Genomic DNA, 23929 nt, shown 5'->3' with positions numbered 1-23929 from the left:
CTTTCGATGTTTTGGGCGATACGGGCTATTCGAGGCTTAATGTCCGGAAAGTCCCCATGAAGCAGGTGTCAGACCTCGTCCGCGCGAAGGATTCCGTAGCTCGCGCCGACTCCTCGTAAGGGGACAAGCAAGGTGAATTCCCCCAGTCCCCTCTACGGCTTTTCTTCGTAGATGGGGGGTTTGAGCATGGGTGGGGGTGCGGGTTACCAAGGTTGAGCAAGCCCGGACAGCACGCCGGGTCCACTCACCTTCGGAGGACTTCACCGTATGAAGCGCGCATCGAACCAGCACACCATCCGCCCGTCCGCCTTCCGTGTCCGTGGCGCCGTCCTGGCCGCCGGCCTGGGAGCGTCCGTGGTGCTGGGTGCTGGCACGGCGTTCGCGTCCGGCACCACCGGTGCCGCCGGCACCGCCCCCCTCGCGGTGGGGGCCACCGCCGACTCGGTCGCCAAGCAGGCGGCCGCGCAGGGCAAGGCGGCCGCGAAGAAGGCCTCCGACGCGAAGAAGAAGGCCGAGGACAAGAAGAAGGCGGCCAAGAAGAACGCCGCCTCCTGGAAGGCCCCGGTCAAGAAGTACACGCTGAGCGCCAGCTACGGCACCGGTGGCGCCCGCTGGGCCGCCAAGCACTCCGGCCAGGACTTCGCCGTCCCGGTCGGCACCCCGGTCGTGGCCGCCCACACCGGCACCATCGTGAAGGCCGGACCGAACGGCGGCGGCGACGGCCCCGCGTACGGCAACGCCGTCGTGATCAAGCACGCCAACGGCAAGTACTCGCAGTACGCGCACCTGTCGAAGATCAACGTGAAGATCGGCCAGCAGGTCAAGACGGGCCAGAAGATCGCCCTGTCCGGCAACACCGGAAACTCCAGCGGCCCGCACCTTCACTTCGAGATCCGCACCACCCCGAACTACGGCTCGGCGCTGAACCCGGCCGCGTTCCTCCGCTCGGTGCACGTCTCCATCTGATCCGGCCGGCTCAGGGGGCGCCCGGCAGATCATGACCCCGGGCACGCCCTACCGTGCGACGCCGCCGGCACCCGGCACCGCCGGGCACCCGTCGGCCGCGCGGCACAACCGAACAGCGTCAGTGGACCCGTTACACCCCGGTACCCGGGGCGTGCGCCCGGGTCACCCGACCGACGGCGACGTCGAGGACAGCCTCACGGCTCACTCCTCGGGGTCGCCGTCGGCGTTTCCCCCCCCCGGGTGCCGTGCGGCGTGCGGCTCAGTCCGACGCCTGCCGCTGGTCCGCCATCCGCAGCACCGGGAAACTCCCCGTGTTCGTCGGAGCGTGCTCCGGCAGCCACAGCACCGCGATCGCCCCGCCCGTGCCCTCCACCGCACCCGAGGGCGCGGCGTTCCGGAAGGTCAGCCGGGCCCCCAGCACCCGGGCCTGGCCCGACGCGATCGTCAGACCCAGACCGTGCCCGTGCCCGGCCCGGTCCATGGAGCCGGTACGGAAGCGGCTCGGCCCGTCCCGCAGCAGCTCCTCCGGGAACCCGGGACCGTGGTCGCGGACCCGGACCACCCGGCCCTCGACGGTGACCTCCACCGGGGTGGAGCCGTGCTTGGCCGCGTTGCCGAGCAGATTGCCGAGGATGCGCTCCAGACGGCGCGGATCGGTGGAGACCCACGACTCGTGCACCACCCGTACGGTCACCTCGGGATCCAGCACCCCGATCCGGCGGCTGACGAACTCCCCGAGCGGCAGCTCCTGGAGCTCCGCCCGCTCCGAAGCGCTGTCCAGGCGGGCCACCTCCAGCACGTCCTCGACCAGTGTCCGCATCGCCTGGGCCCGGTCCCGTACCAGCTCGGTGGGGCGGCCCGGCGGCAGCAGCTCGGCCGCCGTGAGCAGGCCGGTCACCGGGGTGCGCAGCTCGTGGGCGATGTCCGCGGTGACCCGGCGCTCCGCCTCGATCCGCTCGTTCAGCGCGTCGGTCAGCGCGTCGACCGCCCGCGCCAGCTCGTCCGTCTCGTCGCGGACGACCCCGCCGACCGAGTCCCGGACCCGGACGTCCGTCTGCCCCTGGGCGACCAGGCCCGCCGCGGCCGCGGCCTTGCGCAGCCTGCGCGAGAGCTGGCCGCCGATCAGGACGCCGAGGGCGCAGCCGCCGAAGACCACCGAGACCGAGCCGATGATCAGGGCCCGGTCCAGATCGTCCATGATCGTGGCGGAGCGGTCCGCGAACCGGGTGTGCAGCGAGAGCACGTCCCCGTTGGCCAGCGGCACCGCCGCCCATACGTCGGGAACCCCGTCGGGGCCCTCCGCCACATGGGTGGCCCGGCGGTTCTTGCGGACCTCCTCGCGCAGGCTAGGCGGGATCGTCGGGTCGTTGAGCTTGGCGCCGAACTTCGGCGCGCCCTTCTGCATGTTCGTCGCCTCGTAGAAGCGCTGAGCGCCCAGCAGCCGCTCCAGCTGCACCTCGCGGGCGTTCTCGATCATCGAGACCCGGGCCGCGTTGTGCACCACGAGGCTCAGCGCCACCGCGACGAGCGCGCCGACCCCCGCGATGGCGATGCTGATCTTCCAGCGAACACCCGTCCGCAGGGCCCGCCGCTTCATCCGCGCCTCACCGGGCGCCTCCCCAGTCGCTTCATCCGCGTATCAGCCGCGCAGCTTGTAGCCGAAGCCGCGGACCGTCTCGATCCGGTCCTGGCCGATCTTGGTGCGCAGCCGCTGGACGTGTACGTCCACGACCCGGGTGTCGCCGCCCCAGCCGTAGTCCCACACCCGCTCCAGGAGCTTGTCGCGGGACAGGACGGTGCCCGGCGCGGACGAGAACTCCAGCAGCAGCCGCATCTCGGTGGGCGTCAGCGCCACCTGCTCACCGGCGCGCCGCACCTCCATACCGTCGGTGTCGACCTCCAGGTCGCCGAAGACCAGCACCCCGCCGAGCACCTGGTCCTCGCCCTCCGCACCGCCGCCGGGCTGCTGCCCGCCGTCCGGCCCGGCCGCGTGGCCGAAGCGGCGCAGCACCGCGCGGATGCGGGCGACGAGCACCGCGCCGTCGAAGGGCTTGGTGACGTAGTCGTCCGCCCCGGCCTCCAGGCCCAGCACCACATCGATCGAGTCGGCGCGCGCGGAGAGCATGATCACGGGGACGGTCGACTCGTCCCGGATGCGCCGGCACAGGCTCACCCCGTCCAGGCCCGGCACCATCACGTCGAGCAGGGCGATGTCCGGCCGGTCGGCCCGGAAGGCCTCCAGGCCGGAGAGCCCGTCGGGCATCGCGGTGACGGTGAAGCCGACCCGCTCCAGGGCGAGCTGGGTGGCCTCACGGATGACGTCGTCGTCCTCGACGAAGAGGACGTGGGTCTCGGCCATGGACGCTGCTTCTCGCTTTCGGTTCCTGCGCGGTTGTGCCGGGCGGGGCCACCGCTTCAGTTGTCGCCCGGTTCCTCCGGGGTGACTGCTTCAGTTGCTGCTCGGCTCCACCACCGGGTCCTCCGGCTCCGACTGAACCGGCAGATCGCCGTCCGCGCCCTCGAAGCCCCGGCTGAAGTCGTTGTGCACCCGGTCGTGCTCGGTGAAGCGGTCGCTCGCCCAACGGTAGGTGACCACCTCCGAGCCGGACGGGGACGTCATCGGGTCGTCCGCCCCGTACACCTGGGTCGTCACCACCAGGTCGCCCCGGTCGATCGTGCCGTAGACGGCGGGGACCTCGACCGTGAACACGTTCTCGTACGAGCCGTTCTCGCCGGCCCGGTACACATAGGTCCCGATGCCCACCAGGTCGGCGCAGCTCATCACGTTGACCACGACGTCGGCGGCCGGGCCGCCGGTCAGCGATCCGTAGGAGGTGTCGACCGGGTAGGCCTTGCCCGCGCAGGGCTCAAGGCCCTTCTTGATCCGCTCGCCCACCTTGGGGTCGTTCTTGAGGAGCCGAACGCTGTCGACCCGCTTGGCGGCCGGGGCCGTGCCGGAGGGGCTGGGCTGCGGGGTGATCTGGGCGACGGGCTGACTGCCCGCGGGGCCCTCGTCCCGGGTGCCGGTGCCGCCGGTGGTGCAGCCGACGCTGAACAGCCCGAAGGCGACGAGTCCGGCCAAGGCCGTGCCACTCGCCGCCATACCGGGCCGGAGCCCGCGGCTCCGGCCGGATCTCCCCGGAGCGCCGTCGTCGTCCGCACCGTCGAGGCCGCCGCCCGAACCGCTGTCCGAGCCGCCTTCGGGGCTGCCGCCCCCGCTCCCGCTGCTGCCGCCGCTGCTGCCTGTCAGGCCGCGCACCGCTCCATCCCCCGCTCGTCGTGACGCCCGTGCCGCTGCGCCGGTGTGTGTGCCCGCCCGCCCGGAACCACCGTGACCGGCGACCGCTGGGCGACGACACGGGCGGAGGCGACCGGCGCCGCCGCGCGGTGGCTCCCGGTCTCCCGGGCGACCGCCTCGCGGCTGTGCAGCTCGCGGCTCTCCAGCTCCTGACGCAGTCGCGCCAGCGCCCGGTGCAGCGTGCTCTTGACCGTACCGGCGGACATGCCGAGCGCTGCGGCCGTCTCCTCCGTGCTCATCTGCTCCCAGTGTCGCAGCACGACGACGCTGCGCTGCTTCGGAGCCAGAATCCCGAGGATGTCCATCAGCAGGGCGCGGTCGGCGCGCTGCTCGCTGCCGTCCTCGACGCTCGCGTCGGGCAGCTGCTCGGTGGGCACCTCGTCGAGCTTGCGCGCCCGCCACCACTCCGTACGGGTGTTGATCATGACGCGGCGCAGATAGGCGTCGGCCAGGGACTTGTCGGCGATGCCGTCCCAGCGGCCGTACGTCCGCACCAGGGCGGTCTGCAGCAGGTCCTGCGCGTCCACGGGGTCGGGAACCAGGCGGCGCGCGCTGCGCAGCAGGGCCTCCTGCCGTGTGCGTACGTAGTCCTCGAACGCGAGCACCTCGCCCTGCGCCATGACAACCGCCTCCGTCCCCGTTCGATCCCCGTGTACTGCTGTCGGAGACGCTACGGAGGCGTTGTCACGGCGATGTGCGGAGCAGCCGTAGGACGGTGCACGGCTGTCCATCGGTTGTGTAACAGCCCCGGGCGGGGCCCCTCACGGCGCCCTGCCCGGGGCCCGGGTTCAGGTCAGCGGCAGCCGGTAACGCCCGTCGGCCAGCGGCTCGACCAGCCCGTCGGCCACCAGCCCGTCCAGCGCACGGGCCCGCTGCACCGGCTCGTCCCACACCGCGTCCAGGGCGGCCTGCGGGACCGGGTTGAGCGCGTCCCGCAACACCGCGAGCAGCCGCCCGCGCACCTGGCGGTCCGTACCGGCGTACGTCTGCCCCTTGCGCGCGGGCCCCTGGTGCGGGGGTTTCCCGGCCAGCCGCCACGCGCACCGCGAGGCGATCGGGCACCGGTCGCAGTCCTCGTTGCGCGCGGTGCACACCAGCGCACCCAGCTCCATTGTGGCCGCCGCCCAGCGCGCCGCCCGCTCGTCCTCCTCGGGCAGCAGGGCCCGGGCGAGCTTGCGTTCGGCGGCCGTGGTGGCGTTCGGCGGGTACTGGATGCCGGTCGCGGCGCGGGCGAACACCCGGCGGACGTTCGTGTCGAGCACCGCGTGCCGCTGCCCGTACGCGAACGAGGCCACCGCCGCCGCCGTGTACTCGCCGATCCCGGGCAGCGCCAGCAGCTGGGCGTGCTCGCTCGGTACGTCGCCGCCGTGCCGTTCCGTTATCGCCTGCGCGGCCCCGTGCAGCCGCAGCGCGCGGCGCGGGTAGCCGAGCCGGCCCCAGGCGCGTACCGCCTCGCCCGGTGCCTCGGCGGCCAGGTCGGCGGGGCGGGGCCAGCGGGCGACCCACTGTTCGTACACCGGGAGGACCCGGCTCACCGGGGTCTGTTGCAGCATGAACTCGCTGACCATCACGCCCCAGGCGCCCGCTTCGGGGCGGCGCCAGGGCAGATCGCGGGCGTGCTGCTCGAACCATCCGATGACGGGGGTGTGGAGGGAGGCGGCGGCGGGGGGCGTCTGAGGTGAAGTCGAAGTCATGGCAGTCATCGCACTCCCGATCCTGGCACGGAAGACGGGCGGTCGGTCACGGGCGCGGGGGTGTCGGCCGCACGCGCGGCTCAGCGAGTGACAACGGCCACCCGTTCTGTCCCCTGTGCCCTGGCCTGCGTGACCGCCGCCCGTGATGATGATCGGCAAAACTTGTGCCCCGAGCGGCGGGTGGGGCCCGAGCGGCCCCGGATCTCTCGTACAGTTTGGGCCGTGGGATCTATGCGTAATCCGGTCGGTCCGCTTCCCTCCAGCATCTACTGGCGACGGAGGGCGGTAGCGGCACTCCTGGTTGCGCTGCTCGCCGCGCTGGTCGCCTGGGCGGTCACCTCCGCCGGCGGCGGGGGGAGCACGGGCGACGGCAAGTCCGGCGGCTCCGACCCGGTCAAGTCGATCACCCCCGGACCATCGAGCACCGGCCCCGCGATCAGCCAACAGCCGGGCGGGCGCGACGAGTCGGGCGAGGACGGCGGCTCCGGGGGTTCCGGCGGCTCCGACGGCGGCGACGGCGACACCGGTGCGTCCTCCGGCGGCACGAGTGACGGAGCGTCGTCCGACGGATCGTCAACAGGCTCTGCGAGCACGGCCGGTGCGGGCGGACAGCAGGTCCCGGCGAACTCCCCTCTCCCCGACTGCAAGCCCGGCGCGGTGCAGTTGAGCCTGCGTACGAAGGTCAGTTACGGCCCCGACGACAAGCCGAAGTTCGAACTGATCGCCAAGAACACCTCGTCCGCCACCTGCAAGACCGACCTCGGACCGAAGAACGTGGTCCTCACCGTCACCGAGGCGGGCGGCGACGACAACGACAGGATCTGGTCCTCGAAGGACTGCCCCGCCGCACCCGGCCCGCTGTTCCTGAAGGTCCCGGCGGGCGAGACGGTGGTGCACACCGTGGACTGGAACCGCACCCGCTCCGCCCCCGACTGCGCGACCCCGCCGCCGGGCAAGGCGGGCCCGGGAACGTACCTCCTGGAGGCGAAGCCCGAGGGCGGCCCGGTCCAGCGCGCGTCGTTCGTCCTGTCGAAGGACTGACGTCTCAGCCCGTGTCCGAGCCACATCCAGCCCATGCGGCACCTTCCAGCCCGTCCGGCGCTTGGGGACGGAACCCTCCGCCTGGGCGGGTGGCGCTCATGCCGGGGCTGTGGGCCCGTGAATCCCAGCCCGTCGGCGCTTGAGGACGAAGCCCCCGCCCCGGTGGACGGCACGCGAAAGAGGGCGCCCGCCCGGACGCCCTCCCGACCCGCGCCGAACTCAGACGTACCGCTCCAGGATCGACGACTCCGCCAACCGCGACAGCCCTTCCCGCACGCTGCGCGCCCGCGCCTCGCCGACGCCGTCCACGGTCTGGAGGTCGTCCACGCTCGCCGCCAGCAGCTTCTGCAGGCCCCCGAAGTGCTCCACGAGCCGTTCGATGATCGCCCCCGGCAGCCGCGGCACCTTAGCCAGCAGCCGGAACCCCCGCGGGGACACCGCCGAGTCCAGCGTCTCGGGCGAGCCGCTGTAGCCCAGCGCCCGCGCCACCACCGGCAGCTCCAGCAGCTCGGTGTGGCTCAGCGCGTCCAGTTCCGTCAGCGCCTCGGCCACCGTGCGCGACCGTTTCGCCGTCGGTTCCGGGACGTAGTCGCGGACGACCAGCTCCCGCTCCGGCTCCACGCCCGCGATCAGCTCGTCCAGCTGGAGCGAGAGGAGCCGCCCGTCGGTGCCGAGCTCGACCACGTACTCCGCGATCTCCGTGGCGATCCGCCGCACCATCTCCAGCCGCTGCGCCACCGCCGTCACGTCCCGCACGGTAACCAGGTCCTCGATCTCCAGCGCGGACAGCGTGCCCGCGACCTCGTCGAGGCGGAGCTTGTACCGCTCCAGGGTGGCGAGCGCCTGGTTGGCCCGGGACAGGATCGCGGACGACTCCTCCAGGACCCGCCGCTCCCCGTCCACGTACAACGCGATGAGCCGCATCGACTGGGAGACCGAGACGACGGGGAAGCCGCACGCCTTGGAGACCCGGTCCGCCGTACGGTGACGGGTGCCCGTCTCCTCCGTGGGGATCGAGGCGTCCGGGACCAGCTGCACCCCGGCCCGCAGGATCTTGGTCATGTCCTTGTCGAGGATCAGCGCCCCGTCGAGCTTGCACAGCTCGCGCAGGCGCGTCGCCGTGAACTCCACGTCCAGCACGAAACCGCCGGTGCACATCGACTCGACGGTCTTGTCCATGCCCAGGACGATCAGCCCGCCGGTATTGCCGCGGAGAATGCGCTCCAGGCCGTCCCGCAGGGCCATACCGGGCGCGACCGCGCTCAACGAGGCGCGCATCAGCGCCTCGTTGCCGGTGCCTTGGCCGGACTTTCCGGGCGTCGTCGCCCGGTCGTTGGCTGCCACTGCACTCCTCCGGTCACAGGTTTGCGGTGCCCTTGCGTCCGCCATGCCGTGTCCACGGGCGGGCGAGACCAGGGCAAAGTCTACCGGCGCACCTTGTCCTCCTGTGGTGCCTCCTTGCGAGAGCGGGACGGGAGGACCCGCAGGGCGTCGCCCATGTCGGCGACTTCCGTGACCTTCATACCGGCCGGGACCCTCCCCGGGTCGGTCGGGACGAGGGCGTGGGTGAAGCCCAGCCGGTGGGCCCCGGCCAGTCTCCGCTGCACGCCGGTGACCCGTCTGACCTCGCCCGCGAGCCCCACCTCACCGATCGCGACCAGGTTCTTCGGCAGCGGGGTGTCGCTGGCGGCACTGGCCAGCGCGAGCGCGATGGCCAGGTCGGCCGCGGGCTCGGTGAGCTTCACACCGCCCACCGTGGCGCTGTAGATGTCCCGCTTGCCGAGCGCGCTGATCCGGCCGCGCTGCTCCAGCACGGCCAGCATCATCGAGACCCGGGAGGTCTCCAGACCGGAGGTGGTGCGCCGGGGCGAAGGGATCTGGGAGTCGACGGTCAGCGCCTGCACCTCGGCGACCAGCGGCCGCTTGCCCTCCAGCGTCACCGTCAGACAGGTGCCCGGCACCGCCACGTCGCGCCGGGTCAGGAAGAGGCCCGAGGGGTCGGCGAGACCGGTGATGCCCTCGTCGTGCAGCTCGAAGCAGCCGACCTCGTCGGTCGCCCCGTAGCGGTTCTTGACGCCGCGCACCAGGCGCAGCCGGGCGTGCCGGTCGCCCTCGAAGGACAGCACCACGTCGACCAGGTGCTCCAGCAGCCGGGGCCCGGCGATCGCGCCGTCCTTCGTCACATGGCCGACCAGCAGCGTGGCCATCCCGCGCTCCTTGGACGCCCGGATCAGCGCCCCGGCGACCTCCCGGACCTGCGCCATCCCGCCGGGCGCGCCGTCGATCTCGGGCGAGGCGACCGTCTGCACCGAGTCGAGGATCAGCAGCGAGGGCTTGACCGCGTCCAGATGCCCGAGCACCGCGGACAGATCGGTCTCCGCCGCGAGGTAGAGGTGGTCGTTGATCGCCCGGATGCGGTCGGCCCGCAGCCGGACCTGGCTCGCGGACTCCTCGGCGGTCACATACAGCGTGCGGTGGTCGTCGCTCGCCGCCTTGGACGCCACGTCCAGCAGCAGTGTCGACTTGCCGACCCCCGGCTCGCCCGCCAGCAGCACGACCGCGCCCGGCACGAGCCCGCCGCCGAGCACCCGGTCCAGCTCACCGACCCCGGTCGAACGGGCGGTGGCCGTCCTGCTGTCGACCTGGCCGATCGGCACGGCGGCGGCCGAGACCCGCCCGGCCGCGGTGGTGCGCACGGCGGGGGCGCCGCCGAACTCCTCGACCGTCCCCCACGCCTGGCACTCGGGGCAACGGCCGAGCCATTTGGCGGTGGTCCAGCCGCACTCGGTGCAGCGGTAGGACGGTCGGTCCTTCGCGGATTTCGTACGGGCAGCCATGGCGCCACCGTAGCGGTGGGGTACGACAGTCCCGCCCGCGCGGTCCGCGCATCCGGTCCGACACCCGGCCAGCTCGCACAGAGGGCGCACGGGAGCATCCCGGAGCATTCCTGAGCGCCCCCGGCGGGAACCGCTGATCCCTGTCCCCTTTCGAGGGATACGTTCACCCGTTGGGATTAAAAGTGCTCAAGGGGCGCTAAGGGCATGCGCTCCTCTGCCTACGGTCGCCGGGTGACGAGCAGCAGGCTGGAGACCCCCACGCACACCACCGGCGCACACCGGGCGCACCGCCGGGACCATCACGCCGCGGCAGAGCGATCCCCCGCACGTTACGAGCCGTATCTCGACGGGCTGTTCACCTATTGCCTCTCCGTGCTCTGCGACCACGACGCGGCCGCGGAGGCGCTCGGCGCGGTCCTCGCGGTCGCGGACCGGCAGGACGCCCGGTGTCCCACGGCCGAGGAGGAACGTAAATCCTGGCTGTACGCCCTGGCCCGATGGACCTGCCTGCGCACCCTCACCGAGCGCAAGCGCGGCCGTCAGGCCCACCGCCGCCCGTCGGGACCGGCCAAGCCACCCCGTACGGCCAAGGCCTCCGAGACCCCCACGCCCGCGGGCCCGCAGGAGAAGTACGCACCGGGCCCGCAGGGAAAGCACGCACCAGCACCCCCCTCCGCCCCCGCCCGCCCCGCCACCCCCGAGGACGCCACCACCCCCGCCCCCGCCGAGTCCCCGGCCGCCGAGGCCCGCCGCCGGGAGCTCGCCACGCTCGCCTGGCCCGAGGCCGCGGGCACCACCCCCGAGCAGCGCGAAGCCCTCGAACTGGCCGTACGCCACCGGCTCACCCCGCGCGCCGTCGCCGCCGTGCTCGGCATGGAGCCGGTCACCGCCCGCGAGCTGCTGGCCGCCGCGGCCTGCGAGGTGGAGCGCACCCGCGCCGCCCTCGCCGTCGTCGAGACCGGTGACTGCCCCACCGTCGCCCGGCTCACCGGCGACCACCAGGTGCTGCTCTCCGCCGCCCTGCGCCGCGAGCTCGTGCGGCACGTCGACGACTGCCCGCGCTGCCGCCGCGCCGCCGAGCGGGCCGACGCCGCGGGGCCCTGGCCCGGAGCGGCCCTGGCCCCGGCCGCCGCCCTCCCCCTCGTCGAGGCCCCCCGGCCCTCCGTGTCCGTGGCTATGGCCCAGGCCCAGCGCTCCCGCTCCGGCGGCCCGCGCTTCGACCGCACCGGGTTCCCCCTGGACCCCAAGGACCACGCCGCCCGCCGGGACCGGCTGCGCGCCCGGGTCGTGACGACCACCGTGGTCGCGACCGTGGTCGCCGCCCCCGTGATCGCCCTGTGGGCCGCGTACCGGGGAGCACCGCAGACGGGCGAGGGCCACGACGGCACATCCGTCACCGCCACCGAGGTCGACGGCGCGGGCGGCATGAGCGGCGACCCGTACGAGGCGGCGGGCAACGCCCGCCCCGGCGACCGGTTCGGCGCCCGCGTCCCGGACGTCACCGCCGAGGTCATCAGCGTCGGCGGCGCACAGCAGCGCGACGCCCGCCTGGAGGTCACCGCCCGGACCTCCGGCGCCGTCACGACGATCACGCTGACCGCCTCCGGCGGCGGGCCGGTCGCCTGGTCGGCGGCGACGGACGCGCCCTGGCTGCGCCTCACCCGTACGTCCGGCACGCTCGCCGCCGGGCAGTCCACCACGATCGCGGTCTCGGTGATCCACGCGGCGCAGCCGAGCGGCCCGTGGCGGGCCCGGATCTCGCTGACCCCGTCCGCCTCCGTCGTGCTCATCGACGGTTACGGCGCGGCCTCCCCGACGACGGGCGGCCCGCGCCCCACGCACCCCGGGACGGGCTCACCCCGCCCCACGGACCCGGGCCCCACGGACCCCGGCCCCAGCGATCCCGGTCCGAGCGACCCCGGCCCCACGGACCCGGGTCCCGGCCCCACCGACCCCGGCCCGGACCCGACCGACCCCACGGACCCGCCGGACCCGACCGGCCCGCCGGACCCCACGGACCCGCCCGACCCGACGCCGGACCCGACCGACCCGGGCCCCACGGACCCGGGCACCCCGGACCCGACGCCGGACCCGACGGACCCGGGGCCGTCAGACCCGGGCCCGACGGGCTGACGGCCCGCCGGCCGGCCTCAGCGCTTCTTCGGAGGCAGCGGCGGGTCCGCCGGGTGCGGGGCCATCGGCAGCAGCGAGGACAGCCGCTCCTCGCACAGCTCGACGAGCCGGTCGTACCCCTCCTTGCCCATCAGCTCGATCAGCTCGGGGCGGTAGGAGACGTACACCGGCTCCCCGGCCCCGTGCGCCGAGGTCGCCGACGTGCACCACCAGTGCAGGTCGTGGCCTCCCGGGCCCCAGCCCCGGCGGTCGTACTCCCCGATCGTCACCTGGAGCACCCGGGTGTCGTCGGGCCGGTCGATCCAGTCGTACGTCCGCCGCACCGGCAGCTGCCAGCACACGTCCGGCTTGGTCTCCAGCGGCTCCTTGCCCTCCCGCAGCGCCAGGATGTGCAGCGAGCAGCCCGCCCCGGCGGCGAATCCCGGCCGGTTCTGGAAGATGCAGGAGCCCTCCCAGCGGCGTGTCTGCCGTTCGCCGTCCTCGTCGACGCCGACCCAGCCCGTCTCCGTACCGACATCGTGGAACTGCCACAGCTCGGGGGTGAGCCGCGCCACGTGCCCAGCCACCCGCTTCTCGTCGTCCTCGTCGGAGAAGTGCGCGCCCAGCGTGCAGCAGCCGTCATCCGCGCGGCCCGCCTGGATGCCCTGGCAGCCGCTGCCGAAGATGCAGGTCCAGCGGGAGGTGAGCCAGGTCAGATCGCAGCGGAAGACCTGCTCGTCGTCGGCCGGGTCGGGGAACTCCACCCAGGCCCGCGCGAAGTCGACGCCCTTCTCGTCGGACGGGTCGGGACCGCTCGCCTCCGACTGTGATGTCTCCCTGTTCGTCTTCTGCTTCTTCGTGGCTTTGTCCTGCTTAGCCTTTTTCGTCTTTGGCACGCGCCCAGAGTAAGTCCGATGGAGCAGTAGCGTTCCCGTATGAGACTCGGAGTCCTCGACGTGGGATCGAACACGGTTCATCTGCTGGTGGTCGACGCCCACCCCGGTGCCCGCCCGCTGCCCGCGCACTCGCACAAGGCCGAGCTCCGGCTCGCCGAACTGCTCGACGAGACCGGTGCGATCGGCCCGCTCGGCGTCGACCGGCTCGTGGCGACGATCGCCGGGGCGGTCCAGGCCGCCGAGGACAAGGGCTGCGAGGACGTGCTCGCCTTCGCCACCTCCGCGGTCCGCGAGGCGACCAACGCGGACCTGGTGCTGGAGCGCGTACAGGTCGAGACCGGCGTCGACCTCGCCGTCCTCAGCGGCGCGGAGGAGGCCCGGCTGACCTTCCTGGCCGCTCGCCGCTGGTTCGGCTGGTCGGCGGGGAAGCTGCTGGTCCTGGACATCGGCGGCGGTTCGCTGGAGATCGCCTTCGGCATCGACGAGGAGCCGGACATCGCGGTGTCGCTGCCGCTCGGCGCGGGCCGCCTCACCGGCGCCTGGCTGCCGGACGACCCGGCCGACCCCGAACAGGTCAGGTCGCTGCGCCGGCACGTACGGGCCAGCATCGCCCGGACGGTCGGCGAGTTCAGCCGGGCGGGCCGCCCGGACCATGTCGTCGCCACCTCCAAGACCTTCAAGCAGCTCGCCAGGATCGCGGGCGCCGCCCGCTCCGCCGAGGGGCTGTACGTCCAGCGCACGCTGAGCCGCAAGGCGCTGGAGGACTGGGTGCCGAAGCTGGCGACCATGACCGTCGAGGAACGCGGCCGCCTCCCCGGGGTCTCCGAGGGCCGAGCAGCCCAGCTGCTCGCCGGGGCTCTGGTGGCCGAAGGGGCGATGGACCTGTTCGGCGTCGAGGAGCTGGAGATCTGCCCCTGGGCCCTGCGCGAGGGCGTCATCCTGCGTCGCCTGGACCACCTCCCGGTGGAGCGGGTCGCCCTGCCCGGGTGACGGGCGGTGGGTGACGGGGCGGCGGAGGCGTACGCCCATGGCCCTGATCACTTTCCGCCAGGGTCCCTCGGCGCGGCGCACAGGTGCCCGTACGCTGTCCAGGTGGCAGAACCAGTGGTGCGCATCCCCGATGCGAAGGTCGCCCTGTCAACGGCCTCGGTCTACCCCGAGTCCACCGCGACGGCCTTCGAGATCGCCGCGCGCCTGGGGTACGACGGCGTCGAGGTCATGGTCTGGACCGACCCCGTCAGCCAGGACATCGAGGCCCTGCGCCGGCTCTCCGACTACCACCAGGTCCCGATCCTCGCGGTCCACGCCCCCTGCCTGCTGATCACCCAGCGCGTCTGGTCCACCGACCCCTGGGTCAAGCTCCAGCGGGCCAGGGCGGCCGCCGAGAAGCTCGGCGCCTCCACCGTCGTGGTGCACCCCCCGTTCCGGTGGCAGCGCAACTACGCCCGGGACTTCGTGACCGGGATCTGGCGGATGGCCGGGGAGACGGACGTCCGGTTCGCCGTCGAGAACATGTACCCCTGGCGCTACCGCGACCGCGAGATGCTCGCGTACGCCCCCGACTGGGACGTCACCAACGACGACTACCGCCACTTCACGGTCGACCTCTCGCACACCGCGACCGCCCGCACCGACGGGCTCGCCATGGCGGCGCGGATGGGCGACCGCCTCGCCCACGTCCACCTCGCGGACGGCAAGGGCTCGGCCAAGGACGAGCACCTGGTGCCCGGCCGGGGCGACCAGCCGTGCGCGGAACTGCTGGAGCGCCTGGCCCGTACAGGCTTCGACGGCCATGTCGTGATCGAGGTCAACACCCGCCGGGCGATGTCCTCCGCCGAACGCGAGGCCGACCTCGCCGAGGCGCTGGCCTTCACCCGCCTGCATCTGGCCACCACCGCCGCCGCCCCCGACCCGTCCTCGAAGATCCGCCGCCCGTGACCGAGGAGAACCCCGAGGAGCCGGCCGCCGCACCCCGCCGCCGGGGCCGCCCCTCCCGCAAGGCCGCGTCCGAGGGCCCCGACGCCCGTACGCGCATCCTGGAGGCGGCCCGTACGGAGTTCGCCGAGCGCGGCTACGACAAGACGTCGATCCGGGGCATCGCCAAGGCCGCCCGGGTCGACGCGGCCCTCGTCCACCACTACTTCGGTACGAAGGACGAGGTCTTCGCCGCGGCCGTCGAGGTCACCTTCGAACCCGCCCTGGTCATCCCCACCGTCCTCGGCGGCCCGCCGGAAGGTCTGGGGGAGCGGCTCGCGCGCTTCTTCCTCTCCGTATGGGAGGACCCCGGCACCCGTACGCCCCTGCTGGCGATCCTGCGCTCCGCCGTCACCCACGAGGCGGCGGCCGACGTGCTGCGCGACTTCGTGCTGCGGAGGCTGCTGGAGCGGGTCGCGGCGGAGCTGGACGTACCGGACCCGACCCTCCGGGCCGAGCTGGCCGCCTCGCACATGCTCGGCATCGCGATGCTGCGGTACGTGGTCCGCGCCGAGCCGCTCGCCTCGGCGGACCCGGAGGACATCGTCGCGATGGTCGCCCCCACGCTCCAGCGATACTTGGCGGAGAGCTGACGCGCACAGCGCATGCCCACGGAACGGCCACCGCGTCCCGCATTCCGGACGGCCTGTCCAGATCTTGGATTCGGGGCGTACGCTCGAAGACAGTCTTTTCTTATCTGTCGGAGGCAGTCCCCCTGCCGAAGGAGCGAGCGACGATGCCGCAGCTGAGGTCCCGCACGGTCACCCACGGACGCAACATGGCGGGCGCGCGCGCCCTTATGCGCGCGTCGGGCGTAGCGAGCGCGGACATCGGCAAGCCGATCATCGCGGTCGCCAACTCGTTCACCGAGTTCGTCCCCGGCCACACCCACCTCGCCCCGGTCGGCCGGATCGTCTCCGAAGCGATCCTGGCGGCGGGCGCGGTCCCGCGTGAGTTCAACACCATCGCCGTGGACGACGGCATCGCGATGGGCCACGGCGGCATGCTCTACAGCCTGCCCTCGCGCGACCTGATCGCCGACTCCGTGGAGTACATGGTCGAGGCGCACTGCGCGGACGCGCTGATCTGCATCTCCAACTGCGACAAGATCACCCCGGGCATGCTGATGGCCGCGATGCGCCTGAACATCCCGACCGTCTTCGTCTCCGGCGGCCCGATGGAGGCCGGCAAGGCCACCCTCGTCGACGGCACCGTGCGAAAACTCGACCTGGTCAACGCGATCAGCGACGCGGTCGACGAGTCCGTCTCCGACGAGGACATCCTCCGCATCGAGGAGAACGCCTGTCCCACCTGCGGCAGCTGTTCCGGCATGTTCACGGCCAACTCGATGAACTGCCTGACCGAGGTCCTCGGCCTCTCCCTCCCCGGGAACGGCTCGGTCCTGGCCACCCACACCGCCCGCAGGGCGCTGTACGAGAACGCGGGCCGCACGGTCGTCGAGATCACCAGGCGCTACTACGAGCAGGACGACGAGACGGTCCTGCCCCGCTCCATCGGCACCCGCGCCGCGTTCGACAACGCCATGGCGCTGGACATCGCCATGGGCGGCTCCACCAACACGATCCTGCACCTGCTGGCCGCCGCCGAGGAAGCGGAGCTGGCGTACAACCTGGACGACATCAACGAGGTCTCGCGCCGCGTCCCGTGCCTGTCCAAGGTCGCCCCGAACGTCGCCCCCGGCGGTACGTACTACATGGAGGACGTCCACCGCGCCGGCGGCATCCCCGCCCTCCTCGGTGAGCTCCACCGCGGCGGCCTGCTCAACGAGGACGTCCACTCCGTGCACTCCGACACCCTCGCCGAGTGGCTGAAGAACTGGGACGTGCGCGGCGGCTCCCCGTCGCCCGAGGCCGTCGAGCTGTGGCACGCCGCCCCCGGCTGCGTCCGCTCCGCGACCGCCTTCTCCCAGTCCGAGCGGTGGGACACCCTCGACCTGGACGCGGCGGGCGGCTGCATCCGCGACGTCGAGCACGCCTACTCCAAGGACGGCGGCCTCGCCGTCCTCAAGGGCAACCTCGCCGTGGACGGCTGTGTCGTGAAGACGGCCGGTGTCGACGAGTCCATCTGGACCTTCGAGGGCCCGGCGGTCGTCTGCGAGTCGCAGGAAGAGGCCGTCGACAAGATCCTCCGCAAGGAGATCAAGGCGGGCGACGTCGTCGTCATCCGCTACGAGGGCCCGCGCGGCGGCCCCGGCATGCAGGAGATGCTCTACCCCACCTCCTTCCTCAAGGGCCGGGGCCTCGGCAAGGTCTGCGCGCTGGTCACCGACGGCCGCTTCTCCGGCGGTACGTCGGGTCTCTCCATCGGCCACGCCTCGCCCGAGGCGGCCTCCGGCGGCACGATCGCGCTCGTCGAGAACGGCGACCGCATCCGGATCGACATCCCGAACCGCTCCATCGAGCTGCTGGTCGACGATGCCGAACTGGCCACCCGCCGCGAGGCGCTGAACGGCGTGTACGCCCCCAAGTCCCGCGACCGCAAGGTCTCGGCGGCGCTGCGCGCGTACGCGGCGATGGCGACAAGCGCGGACCGGGGCGCGGTCAGGGACGTCTCGAAGCTGGGCTGACGCTTCCGGCCCCCGCCCCGAAAGCCCGTCCCTGCCGTCCCTGCCGCCCCTGCTCTCCCGCCCCTCCGACGCCTGTCGTCCAACCCGTCCGGCGTACGAGGGCGGGGGGGGGCAGCCCGCCCCCAGGCTCCCCCCCCGCCCTCACCAACCCCCCGGCGCCAGCCCGTCCACCGCGAAGACCGACCCGTCCGGCGCCGTTCCCACGACCGTCCGCCCCGCCGTCACAGGCGCGGGCAGGTCGGACGCGTACGTCAGCTTCCCGCCGCTCAGCCGCGCCCGGGTCTGCCCCACCAGCGCACCCCGGGCCGTGTCGACGGCCAGCAGCCGCCCGTCCGCGGCGGAGAAGTACAGCCGCCCGCCCTCCCCGAGCACCGGCGCGGAAGCCCGCCCGACCCCGGTCTCCAGCCGCCACAGCTCCGCCTCCGCCGTATCGCCCGCCGCGGTGTCCACGGCCAGCAGCGAACCGCCCCGCGCCAGCAGATACGCGGCATCCCCGGCCATCACCACCTGGGGCCCGTCCATCGCGAAGGGCAGCGCGACGCGCACGGCGGCGCCGGTCCCGGGGGCGTACCGCACGAGCCCGGAGGTGTCCGAGTCGCCGTTCATCGCCGTCAGCACCAGATCCCCCGATCCCGCCGTGCCGACCGGGGTGAGCACCCCGTCCAGCCGCCGCTGCCAGGACGCCTGGCCGCTCAGGGCGTCCACCGCCGTGACCAGGGTCGACGCACCGGAGGAGGCGTGCTCGAAGGCGTAGGCGAGCCCGGACGCCCCGTCGTACAGGGCGAAGTCCGGCCGGGTGTGCCCCGCGAGCGGACGCTCCCAGCGCTCCGCACCGCTCGTGCCGTCGAGCGCCGTCACCGTGCCGCCGTCCGCGACGGCCAGCAGGGTGTCACCCGCCGGAAACACGCCACCGGGGCTCGCGGTGTCGCGGACAGCGGTGCCCTTCACCGGGTCGAGCGCGTGCAGCTTCCCGTCCGGGCCGGTGGACAGCACGACCCCGCCGGAGACGATCGGCGCGGCGATGGCCCCGGCCGATGAGGAGCCGGCCGACCACAGCACGCGCCCGTCCGCCGGATCGATCCTGGCCGTGCCGGTCCCGGCCACCGAGCAGTACAGCGCCGCCCCCGACCCGGCGGAGGCACAGACGGGCGTGGCGCTCCCCGTACGCCGCAGCTCGGTACGCCACGGGGTGAAGGCCGCGGCGGCCCGGTCGCCGCCGCCCGCCCGCTCCGGCCCCGTACGGCCCGGCACCTCCCCGCCGCCCCACACCGCGTACGCCCCGGCCCCCGCCCCCGCCACCAGCAGAAGCAGCGCCCCCGCGAGGACCGGCCGGGCGCGCGACGGCCGCCCGCGCCGCACCGGACGCGCGGCGCGCACATGCGTGTCCTCCTCCGCACCGTCCCGGTCCGGCGCCGCCGGGACCGCCGCGGCGACCGAGGCCCGGCGCCGCTGCGCCGGTATGAACGCGTCGGCCTCGTACGACGGGGGCTCCAGCGCCGCCATCACCTCGTCCGGAGTCGGCCGGTCCGCCGGGTCCTTCGCCAGGCACCGCCCGACCAGCGGGGCCAGCTCCTCGGGCACCCCGCCCAGATCCGGCTGATCGTGCACCACCTGGTACGCCACGATGTACGGGCTGTCCGAGTCGAACGGCCCCCGCCCCGTCGCCGCATGGACGATCACGGACCCCAGCGCGAACACATCGGCGGGCGGGCCCACCTCGCGCGGCCGCTGGAACTGCTCGGGGGCCATGTAGGGCGGCGAGCCGATCAGCTTGCCCGTCTCGGTGCGCAGATCACTGTCGTACGGCCGGGAGATCCCGAAGTCGATGACCTTGGGGCCGCCGTCGGTCAACAGCACGTTGCTCGGCTTGAGATCGCGGTGGATCACGCCCGCCCGATGGATGTCCCGCAGCGCCTCGGCCAGCCCGGCGGTCAGCCTGCGCAGCTCGGCGGGGGCCATCGGGCCGTTCCGCTTCACCTGTTCGGAGAGGGTGGGCCCGGGGATGTAGAGGGTGGCCATCCAGGGCCGGTCGGCCTCCGGATCGGCGTCGACGACAGGGGCGGTGAACGCCCCGCTCACTCGCCGCGCGGCCGCCACCTCCTGCCGGAACCGCGCCCTGAAGTCGGGGTCCGCCGCGTACGGCGCATGCACCACCTTCACCGCGAGCTGCATCCCCGAGGCCGAGCGCGCCAGATGCACGACCCCCATGCCGCCCGAGCCGAGACAGGCCTCAAGACAGTAGGCGCCGGCGTACCGCGGAAACTCCGCTTCCGGATGTACTCCGGCTCCTCGCAGCGGCGGCATCGCCCACCCCCGTGTGCTCGTGCGCATGCGACGCACGGAGCCTAGTCGATGGTGCGTGCGAGAAACACGCAGCTTGCTAGCCTGCGCGTCGTACGCCGTCCGCGCGTACGCGTTTCTCAACGGGGGAGGCCTTCATGGGCGTTGGAGAGCACACGGCGGAGCGCGCGACCGAGCGCACGGCGGAGCAGGCCGAAGCCGCCACCGACGGGGCGGCCGCCCCGGACGAGGCGATGGTCACGACGGCGGCCGCATCCGGCACGCGGTACCCGATCGCTCCGGGCTACCGGGTCAACGTCCGCACCGGCCCCGGCACCGGCTACCGCATCGTCCGGACCCTGCCGTACGGACAGAAGATCCCGATCTACTGCCAGAAGCCGGGGGAGCGGGTCACCGGTCCCTACGGCACGTCGAACCTCTGGGACAACATCGCCAACGGCCAGTTCGTCTCCGACGCGTACGTCTACACCGGCCGCGACGGCTACATCGCACCGCGCTGCGACTGACCGGTCCCCGCCGCAGGGCCGGGGGCGACGAGGCATGGCGGATAATCGACCCCGTGAGCGAGAACAGCGAAGCCCCCGGCACCCCGCCCGCAGGAGGGAAGCCCTCCGGCGGCGCCCCCACGCCCCCGGGCCCGCAGCCCGAGCCCATCCGCTTCTTCGGCACGACCTGGGTCGAGCACGACGGCGGCTACGGGCTGCGGCGCGCCGGCGTAGCGGCGGGCTCGCTGGCCGCCGCCGTGGCCGCCTGCTTCGTGCTGCGCTTCGCCTTCCAGGGCCTGGAGATCGCGGAGGTCGGGAACCTCGTCGGGATGCTGGTGATCGTGATGTTCGCGATCTGTAGCGCCATCGCGTTCCGCAAGACCTGGGAGGGCTTCCGCGCCCGCCCGAAGGACCCGGCCCGCGAGGACGCCCTGCGCGGGCTGAAGTCGATCGGTTTCATCGGCTCGCTGCTCGCCTACTTCGTCCGCTCGCTCGTGGAGGCCCCCGGCGAGAAGCTGCGCCGTACGGAGTACGAGACGGCCCGCACGCAGTACGAGAAGCGCCGCTCGGCCCGCACCGGCAACCCGGCGGCCCGCAAGTCCTCCGGCCGCAAGCGCCCCAAGCGCACCTGAGGGCCCGCCCGCCCCGCGAACGACCCAGCTCACTCAGCCCGCCGACGCCCGTCGGCGGGCTGAGCCGTTTCCACCCCTCCCACCCCTTGACGGGCGGCACCATCGGGCGAAGAATTCATCACATGATGAATTATGAGCCCGGGTCGACACCGGTCACCCCCACAAGCCCCCCGAACCCACCCCCGCCCTCGTCCCCGCCCCCGGCGATCGAGGCCCAGGGCCTCACGGTCGTACGAGGCACGCGCACCGTCCTCCGCGCCCTCGACTTCACCGTCCGCCCCGGCAGCATCACCGGCCTCCTCGGCCCCTCGGGCTGCGGCAAGACCACCCTCATGCGCACCGTGGTCGGCACCCAGGCCCGGGCCACCGGCACCCTCAACGTCCTCGGCCGCCCCGCCGGACACCCCGCCCTGCGCACCCGCATCGGCTACGTCACCCAGGCGCCCTCCGTCTACACCGACCTCACCGTCCGCCAGAACCTCGACTACTTCGCCGCCGTCCTGCACCCCGGCCGCGCCCACCGCGACACCCGCCGCGCAGCGGTCACCCGCGCCATCGGGGACGTCGACCTCACGAGCCACGCCGACGCCCTCGCCGGTGCGCTCTCCGGTGGCCAGCGCAGCCGCGTCTCCCTGGCCGTCGCGCTGCTCTCCAGCCCCGACCTGCTGGTCCTGGACGAACCGACGGTCGGCCTCGACCCCGTACTCCGCCGCGACCTGTGGGACCTCTTCCACCGCCTGGCCGCCGACCGAGGCGCCGCCCTCCTCATCTCCTCCCACGTCATGGACGAGGCCGAACGCTGTCACCGCCTGCTCCTGATGCGGGAAGGCCGCGTCCTCGCCGAGGACACCCCGGACGCCCTGCGCCACCGCACCGGCACGGACACGGTCGAGGCGGCGTTCCTCCACCTGGTCGACGAGGCAGGCGCCGACACCCCGCCCACACCCGAGGAGCTCCCGCGATGACGACCACCGTCCCCACCCCGGCCCGCGCCCTCACCCCGTCCCGTACGACCGCCACCGCGGGCCGCGTCCTGCGCCAGCTGACCCACGACCGCCGCACGATCGCGCTCCTCCTGCTGGTCCCGGTCCTGCTGATCACCCTGCTCCGCTACGTCTTCGACGGCAGCCCCGAGACCTTCGACTCCGTCGGAGCCTCACTCCTCGGCATCTTCCCGCTGATCACGATGTTCCTGGTGACCTCGATCGCGACCCTGCGCGAACGGACCTCGGGCACCCTCGAACGCCTCCTGGCCCTCCCGCTCGGCAAGGGCGACCTGATCGCGGGCTACGCCCTCGCGTTCGGCGCGGTCGCGGTCGTCCAGTCGGCGCTCGCCACGGCCGTCTCCATCTGGCTGCTGGGCCTGGACGTCACCGGCTCGCCCTGGCTGCTGCTCCTGGTCGCCCTGCTCGACGCGCTGCTCGGCACGGCGCTCGGCCTGTTCGTCTCCGCGTTCGCCGCGTCCGAGTTCCAGGCGGTCCAGTTCATGCCGGCGGTGATCTTCCCCCAGCTCCTGCTGTGCGGCCTGTTCACCCCGCGCGACGCGATGCACCCGGTCCTGGAGGCGATCTCCGACGTCCTGCCCATGTCGTACGCCGTCGACGGCATGAACCAGGTCCTCCACCACCCGGACATCACCGGCGACTTCGTCCGTGACGTGACCGTCGTCGCGGGCAGTGCGCTCCTGGTCCTCTGCCTGGGCGCGATCACCCTCCGCCGCCGTACGCCGTGAGAGCCCCGATGCGAGGATGACGGGAGGGACGGCGGACAGCCCGAACCCAGACACTCGACAGCAGAACAGCCCGGAGGGTGAACGCATGACCCAGACAGTCGCAGTCCTCGGCACCGGCAAGATCGGCGAGGCCCTCCTCAGCGGCATGATCCGGGCGGGCTGGCGACCGGCCGACCTTCTGGTGACCACCCGCCGCAGCGAGCGGGCCCAGGAACTGCACACGCGGTACGGAGTCGGGTCGGTCAGCAACGCGGAGGCAGCCAAGAACGCCGACGTCCTCATCCTCGCGGTCAAGCCGCAGGACATGGGCAGGCTCCTGGACGAACTGGCCCCGCACGTCACCGCGGACCGCCTGGTCATCAGCGCGGCGGCAGGCATCACCACCGCGTTCATCGAGGACCTGCTCACCCCGGGCACCCCGGTCGTCCGGGTCATGCCCAACACCCCCGTCCTCGTCGACGAGGGCATGTCCGTCATCTCGGCGGGCAGCCACGCCACCGGCGCCCACCTGACCACCACCGAGGAGATCTTCGGCGGCGTCGGTAAGACCCTGCGCGTCCCGGAGTCCCAGCAGGACGCGGCCACCGCCCTCTCCGGCTCCGGCCCCGCCTACTTCTACTTCCTGGTCGAGGCCATGACCGACGCGGGCATCCTGCTCGGTCTGCCCCGTGCCCAGGCCCACGACCTCATCGTCCAGGCCGCCATCGGCGCCGCCGTGATGCTCCGGGACAGCGGCGAACACCCGGTCAAGCTCCGCGAGGCCGTCACGAGCCCCGCCGGCACCACCATCAGCGCCATCCGTGAACTGGAGAACCACGGAGTACGGGCAGCACTCATCGCCGCCCTGGAGGCCGCCCGCGACCGCAGCCGCGAACTGGCCTCCGGCAACGGCTGACACCCACCCGGACCCGCCACCCGCCCCCGGCCGCCGACACCCCCGGCCGGGGGTTGACACACCCCGAGCAGATCCGTAGTGTGCTCCGAGTTGTCCGACGTGAGCGCCGACCCCGGTCGGTCCCCGGACAGCCATTCCGCAGTAACCACGACAAGACGCGCGACCTCGTGTCGCATGCCTTTTCGTGTGCCTGCGCGAAATGAGGAATCCGCGTTCGAAGGAACGCACCCCGATTAGCGTCGGGGCCCAGGATTCCGCTAAAGTCTCACTCGTCGGAACGGCCCAACAGCCGGGAAGACAAAACCCGCTGACTGGGAATCAGGCCCGAAAGGATCTGATAGAGTCGGACTCGCCGGAAAGGGAAAACGCGAAAGCGAAGAACCTCGAAAGCACCCCGCTTCGACCGGGAATCGGACACGAAAGAGTCTGATAGAGTCGGAAACGCAAGAACGAAGGGAAGCGCCCGGAGGGCCCCGGTG

21 protein-coding genes are annotated in these 23929 nt (G+C 73.0%); 12 read left to right on the top strand and 9 right to left on the bottom strand.

What is annotated here, in order from left to right; all coding sequences use genetic code 11:
• Window positions 1–267 precede the first annotated feature (267 nt).
• Entirely contained in the window at window positions 268–966 is a 699-nt protein-coding gene (locus RI138_RS13280; protein WP_096632718.1) for a M23 family metallopeptidase, read from the top strand.
• A gap of 259 nt (window positions 967–1225) precedes the next feature.
• On the opposite strand, the gene cseC is transcribed toward RI138_RS13280, so the two are convergent.
• The 5 genes from cseC to RI138_RS13255 all read right to left on the bottom strand — a co-directional run bounded on the left by cseC (window position 1226) and on the right by RI138_RS13255 (window position 5967).
• Window positions 1226–2563, bottom strand: coding sequence for a two-component system sensor histidine kinase CseC (cseC, locus tag RI138_RS13275; protein WP_096632719.1), 1338 nt, complete (start codon window positions 2561–2563; stop codon window positions 1226–1228).
• A 42-nt stretch (window positions 2564–2605) separates the two neighbouring features.
• Window positions 2606–3325, bottom strand: coding sequence for a two-component system response regulator CseB (gene cseB, locus RI138_RS13270; protein WP_096632720.1), 720 nt, complete (start codon window positions 3323–3325; stop codon window positions 2606–2608).
• A 90-nt stretch (window positions 3326–3415) separates the two neighbouring features.
• On the bottom strand, window positions 3416–4069 hold the full coding sequence (locus RI138_RS13265) for a hypothetical protein (protein WP_096632732.1): 654 nt from the start codon (window positions 4067–4069) through the stop codon (window positions 3416–3418).
• Window positions 4070–4212: 143 nt separating this feature from the next.
• A complete protein-coding gene (locus tag RI138_RS13260; protein ID WP_311120073.1) occupies window positions 4213–4884 on the bottom strand; it encodes a SigE family RNA polymerase sigma factor in 672 nt (223 codons plus the stop codon).
• Between the two features lie 168 nt (window positions 4885–5052).
• Window positions 5053–5967: an HhH-GPD family protein gene (locus tag RI138_RS13255; RefSeq protein WP_096632722.1), complete on the bottom strand. Its 915-nt coding sequence runs from the start codon at window positions 5965–5967 to the stop codon at window positions 5053–5055.
• A 222-nt stretch (window positions 5968–6189) separates the two neighbouring features.
• Between RI138_RS13255 and RI138_RS13250 the strand changes: the two genes are divergently transcribed.
• Entirely contained in the window at window positions 6190–6999 is an 810-nt protein-coding gene (locus RI138_RS13250) for a hypothetical protein (protein ID WP_311122886.1), read from the top strand.
• A gap of 219 nt (window positions 7000–7218) precedes the next feature.
• Here RI138_RS13250 and disA read toward each other — a convergent pair whose 3' ends face one another.
• Together disA and radA are read right to left on the bottom strand one after the other, a co-directional pair.
• On the bottom strand, window positions 7219–8343 hold the full coding sequence (gene disA / locus RI138_RS13245; RefSeq protein ID WP_047177248.1) for a DNA integrity scanning diadenylate cyclase DisA: 1125 nt from the start codon (window positions 8341–8343) through the stop codon (window positions 7219–7221).
• 80 nt (window positions 8344–8423) lie between these two features.
• The gene (gene radA, locus RI138_RS13240) at window positions 8424–9836 is read right to left on the bottom strand and encodes a DNA repair protein RadA (protein WP_311120072.1); all 1413 of its coding nucleotides are present in this window, start codon (window positions 9834–9836) and stop codon (window positions 8424–8426) included.
• Window positions 9837–10067: 231 nt separating this feature from the next.
• Here radA and RI138_RS13235 point away from each other — a divergent pair, with 231 nt between their 5' ends.
• A complete protein-coding gene (locus tag RI138_RS13235; protein ID WP_449343295.1) occupies window positions 10068–11969 on the top strand; it encodes a BACON domain-containing protein in 1902 nt (633 codons plus the stop codon).
• Between the two features lie 17 nt (window positions 11970–11986).
• On the opposite strand, the gene RI138_RS13230 is transcribed toward RI138_RS13235, so the two are convergent.
• Window positions 11987–12844 (bottom strand): hypothetical protein, encoded by an 858-nt coding sequence (locus RI138_RS13230; RefSeq protein ID WP_311120070.1) that lies wholly within the window; start codon window positions 12842–12844, stop codon window positions 11987–11989.
• A 39-nt stretch (window positions 12845–12883) separates the two neighbouring features.
• On the opposite strand from RI138_RS13230, the gene RI138_RS13225 reads away from it, so the two are divergent.
• The 4 genes from RI138_RS13225 (at window position 12884) to ilvD (ending at window position 17405) form a co-directional block, all read left to right on the top strand.
• On the top strand, window positions 12884–13834 hold the full coding sequence (locus RI138_RS13225) for a Ppx/GppA phosphatase family protein (RefSeq protein ID WP_311120069.1): 951 nt from the start codon (window positions 12884–12886) through the stop codon (window positions 13832–13834).
• Between the two features lie 114 nt (window positions 13835–13948).
• The gene (locus RI138_RS13220; protein ID WP_179500367.1) at window positions 13949–14782 is read left to right on the top strand and encodes a sugar phosphate isomerase/epimerase family protein; all 834 of its coding nucleotides are present in this window, start codon (window positions 13949–13951) and stop codon (window positions 14780–14782) included.
• Window positions 14779–15411 (top strand): TetR/AcrR family transcriptional regulator, encoded by a 633-nt coding sequence (locus RI138_RS13215; protein WP_096633039.1) that lies wholly within the window; start codon window positions 14779–14781, stop codon window positions 15409–15411. The genes RI138_RS13220 and RI138_RS13215 overlap by 4 nt, the downstream gene beginning before the upstream one ends.
• A gap of 143 nt (window positions 15412–15554) precedes the next feature.
• Complete coding sequence (gene ilvD, locus RI138_RS13210) at window positions 15555–17405, top strand: dihydroxy-acid dehydratase (RefSeq protein WP_096633040.1); 1851 nt, start codon at window positions 15555–15557, stop codon at window positions 17403–17405.
• Window positions 17406–17546: 141 nt separating this feature from the next.
• Here the strand turns inward: ilvD and RI138_RS13205 are convergent, their stop codons facing one another.
• Complete coding sequence (locus RI138_RS13205) at window positions 17547–19709, bottom strand: protein kinase domain-containing protein (protein WP_311122885.1); 2163 nt, start codon at window positions 19707–19709, stop codon at window positions 17547–17549.
• Between the two features lie 134 nt (window positions 19710–19843).
• On the opposite strand from RI138_RS13205, the gene RI138_RS13200 reads away from it, so the two are divergent.
• The 5 genes from RI138_RS13200 (at window position 19844) to proC (ending at window position 23450) form a co-directional block, all read left to right on the top strand.
• Window positions 19844–20212, top strand: a complete 369-nt coding sequence (locus RI138_RS13200) for an SH3 domain-containing protein (RefSeq protein ID WP_311120068.1) — start codon at window positions 19844–19846, stop codon at window positions 20210–20212.
• Window positions 20213–20265: 53 nt separating this feature from the next.
• The gene (locus RI138_RS13195; protein WP_096633092.1) at window positions 20266–20823 is read left to right on the top strand and encodes a hypothetical protein; all 558 of its coding nucleotides are present in this window, start codon (window positions 20266–20268) and stop codon (window positions 20821–20823) included.
• A gap of 122 nt (window positions 20824–20945) precedes the next feature.
• Window positions 20946–21788, top strand: a complete 843-nt coding sequence (locus tag RI138_RS13190; RefSeq protein WP_311120067.1) for an ABC transporter ATP-binding protein — start codon at window positions 20946–20948, stop codon at window positions 21786–21788.
• On the top strand, window positions 21785–22555 hold the full coding sequence (locus RI138_RS13185) for an ABC transporter permease (RefSeq protein ID WP_311120066.1): 771 nt from the start codon (window positions 21785–21787) through the stop codon (window positions 22553–22555). The genes RI138_RS13190 and RI138_RS13185 overlap by 4 nt, the downstream gene beginning before the upstream one ends.
• Before the next feature lie 85 nt (window positions 22556–22640).
• The gene (proC, locus tag RI138_RS13180; protein WP_096633095.1) at window positions 22641–23450 is read left to right on the top strand and encodes a pyrroline-5-carboxylate reductase; all 810 of its coding nucleotides are present in this window, start codon (window positions 22641–22643) and stop codon (window positions 23448–23450) included.
• Window positions 23451–23929: the final 479 nt, after the last annotated feature.

This window comes from Streptomyces durocortorensis (assembly GCF_031760065.1).
Taxonomy (GTDB): domain Bacteria; phylum Actinomycetota; class Actinomycetes; order Streptomycetales; family Streptomycetaceae; genus Streptomyces.
Note: the sequence above shows the minus strand (reverse complement) of the source record. Positions and strands in the feature narration are given on the sequence as shown.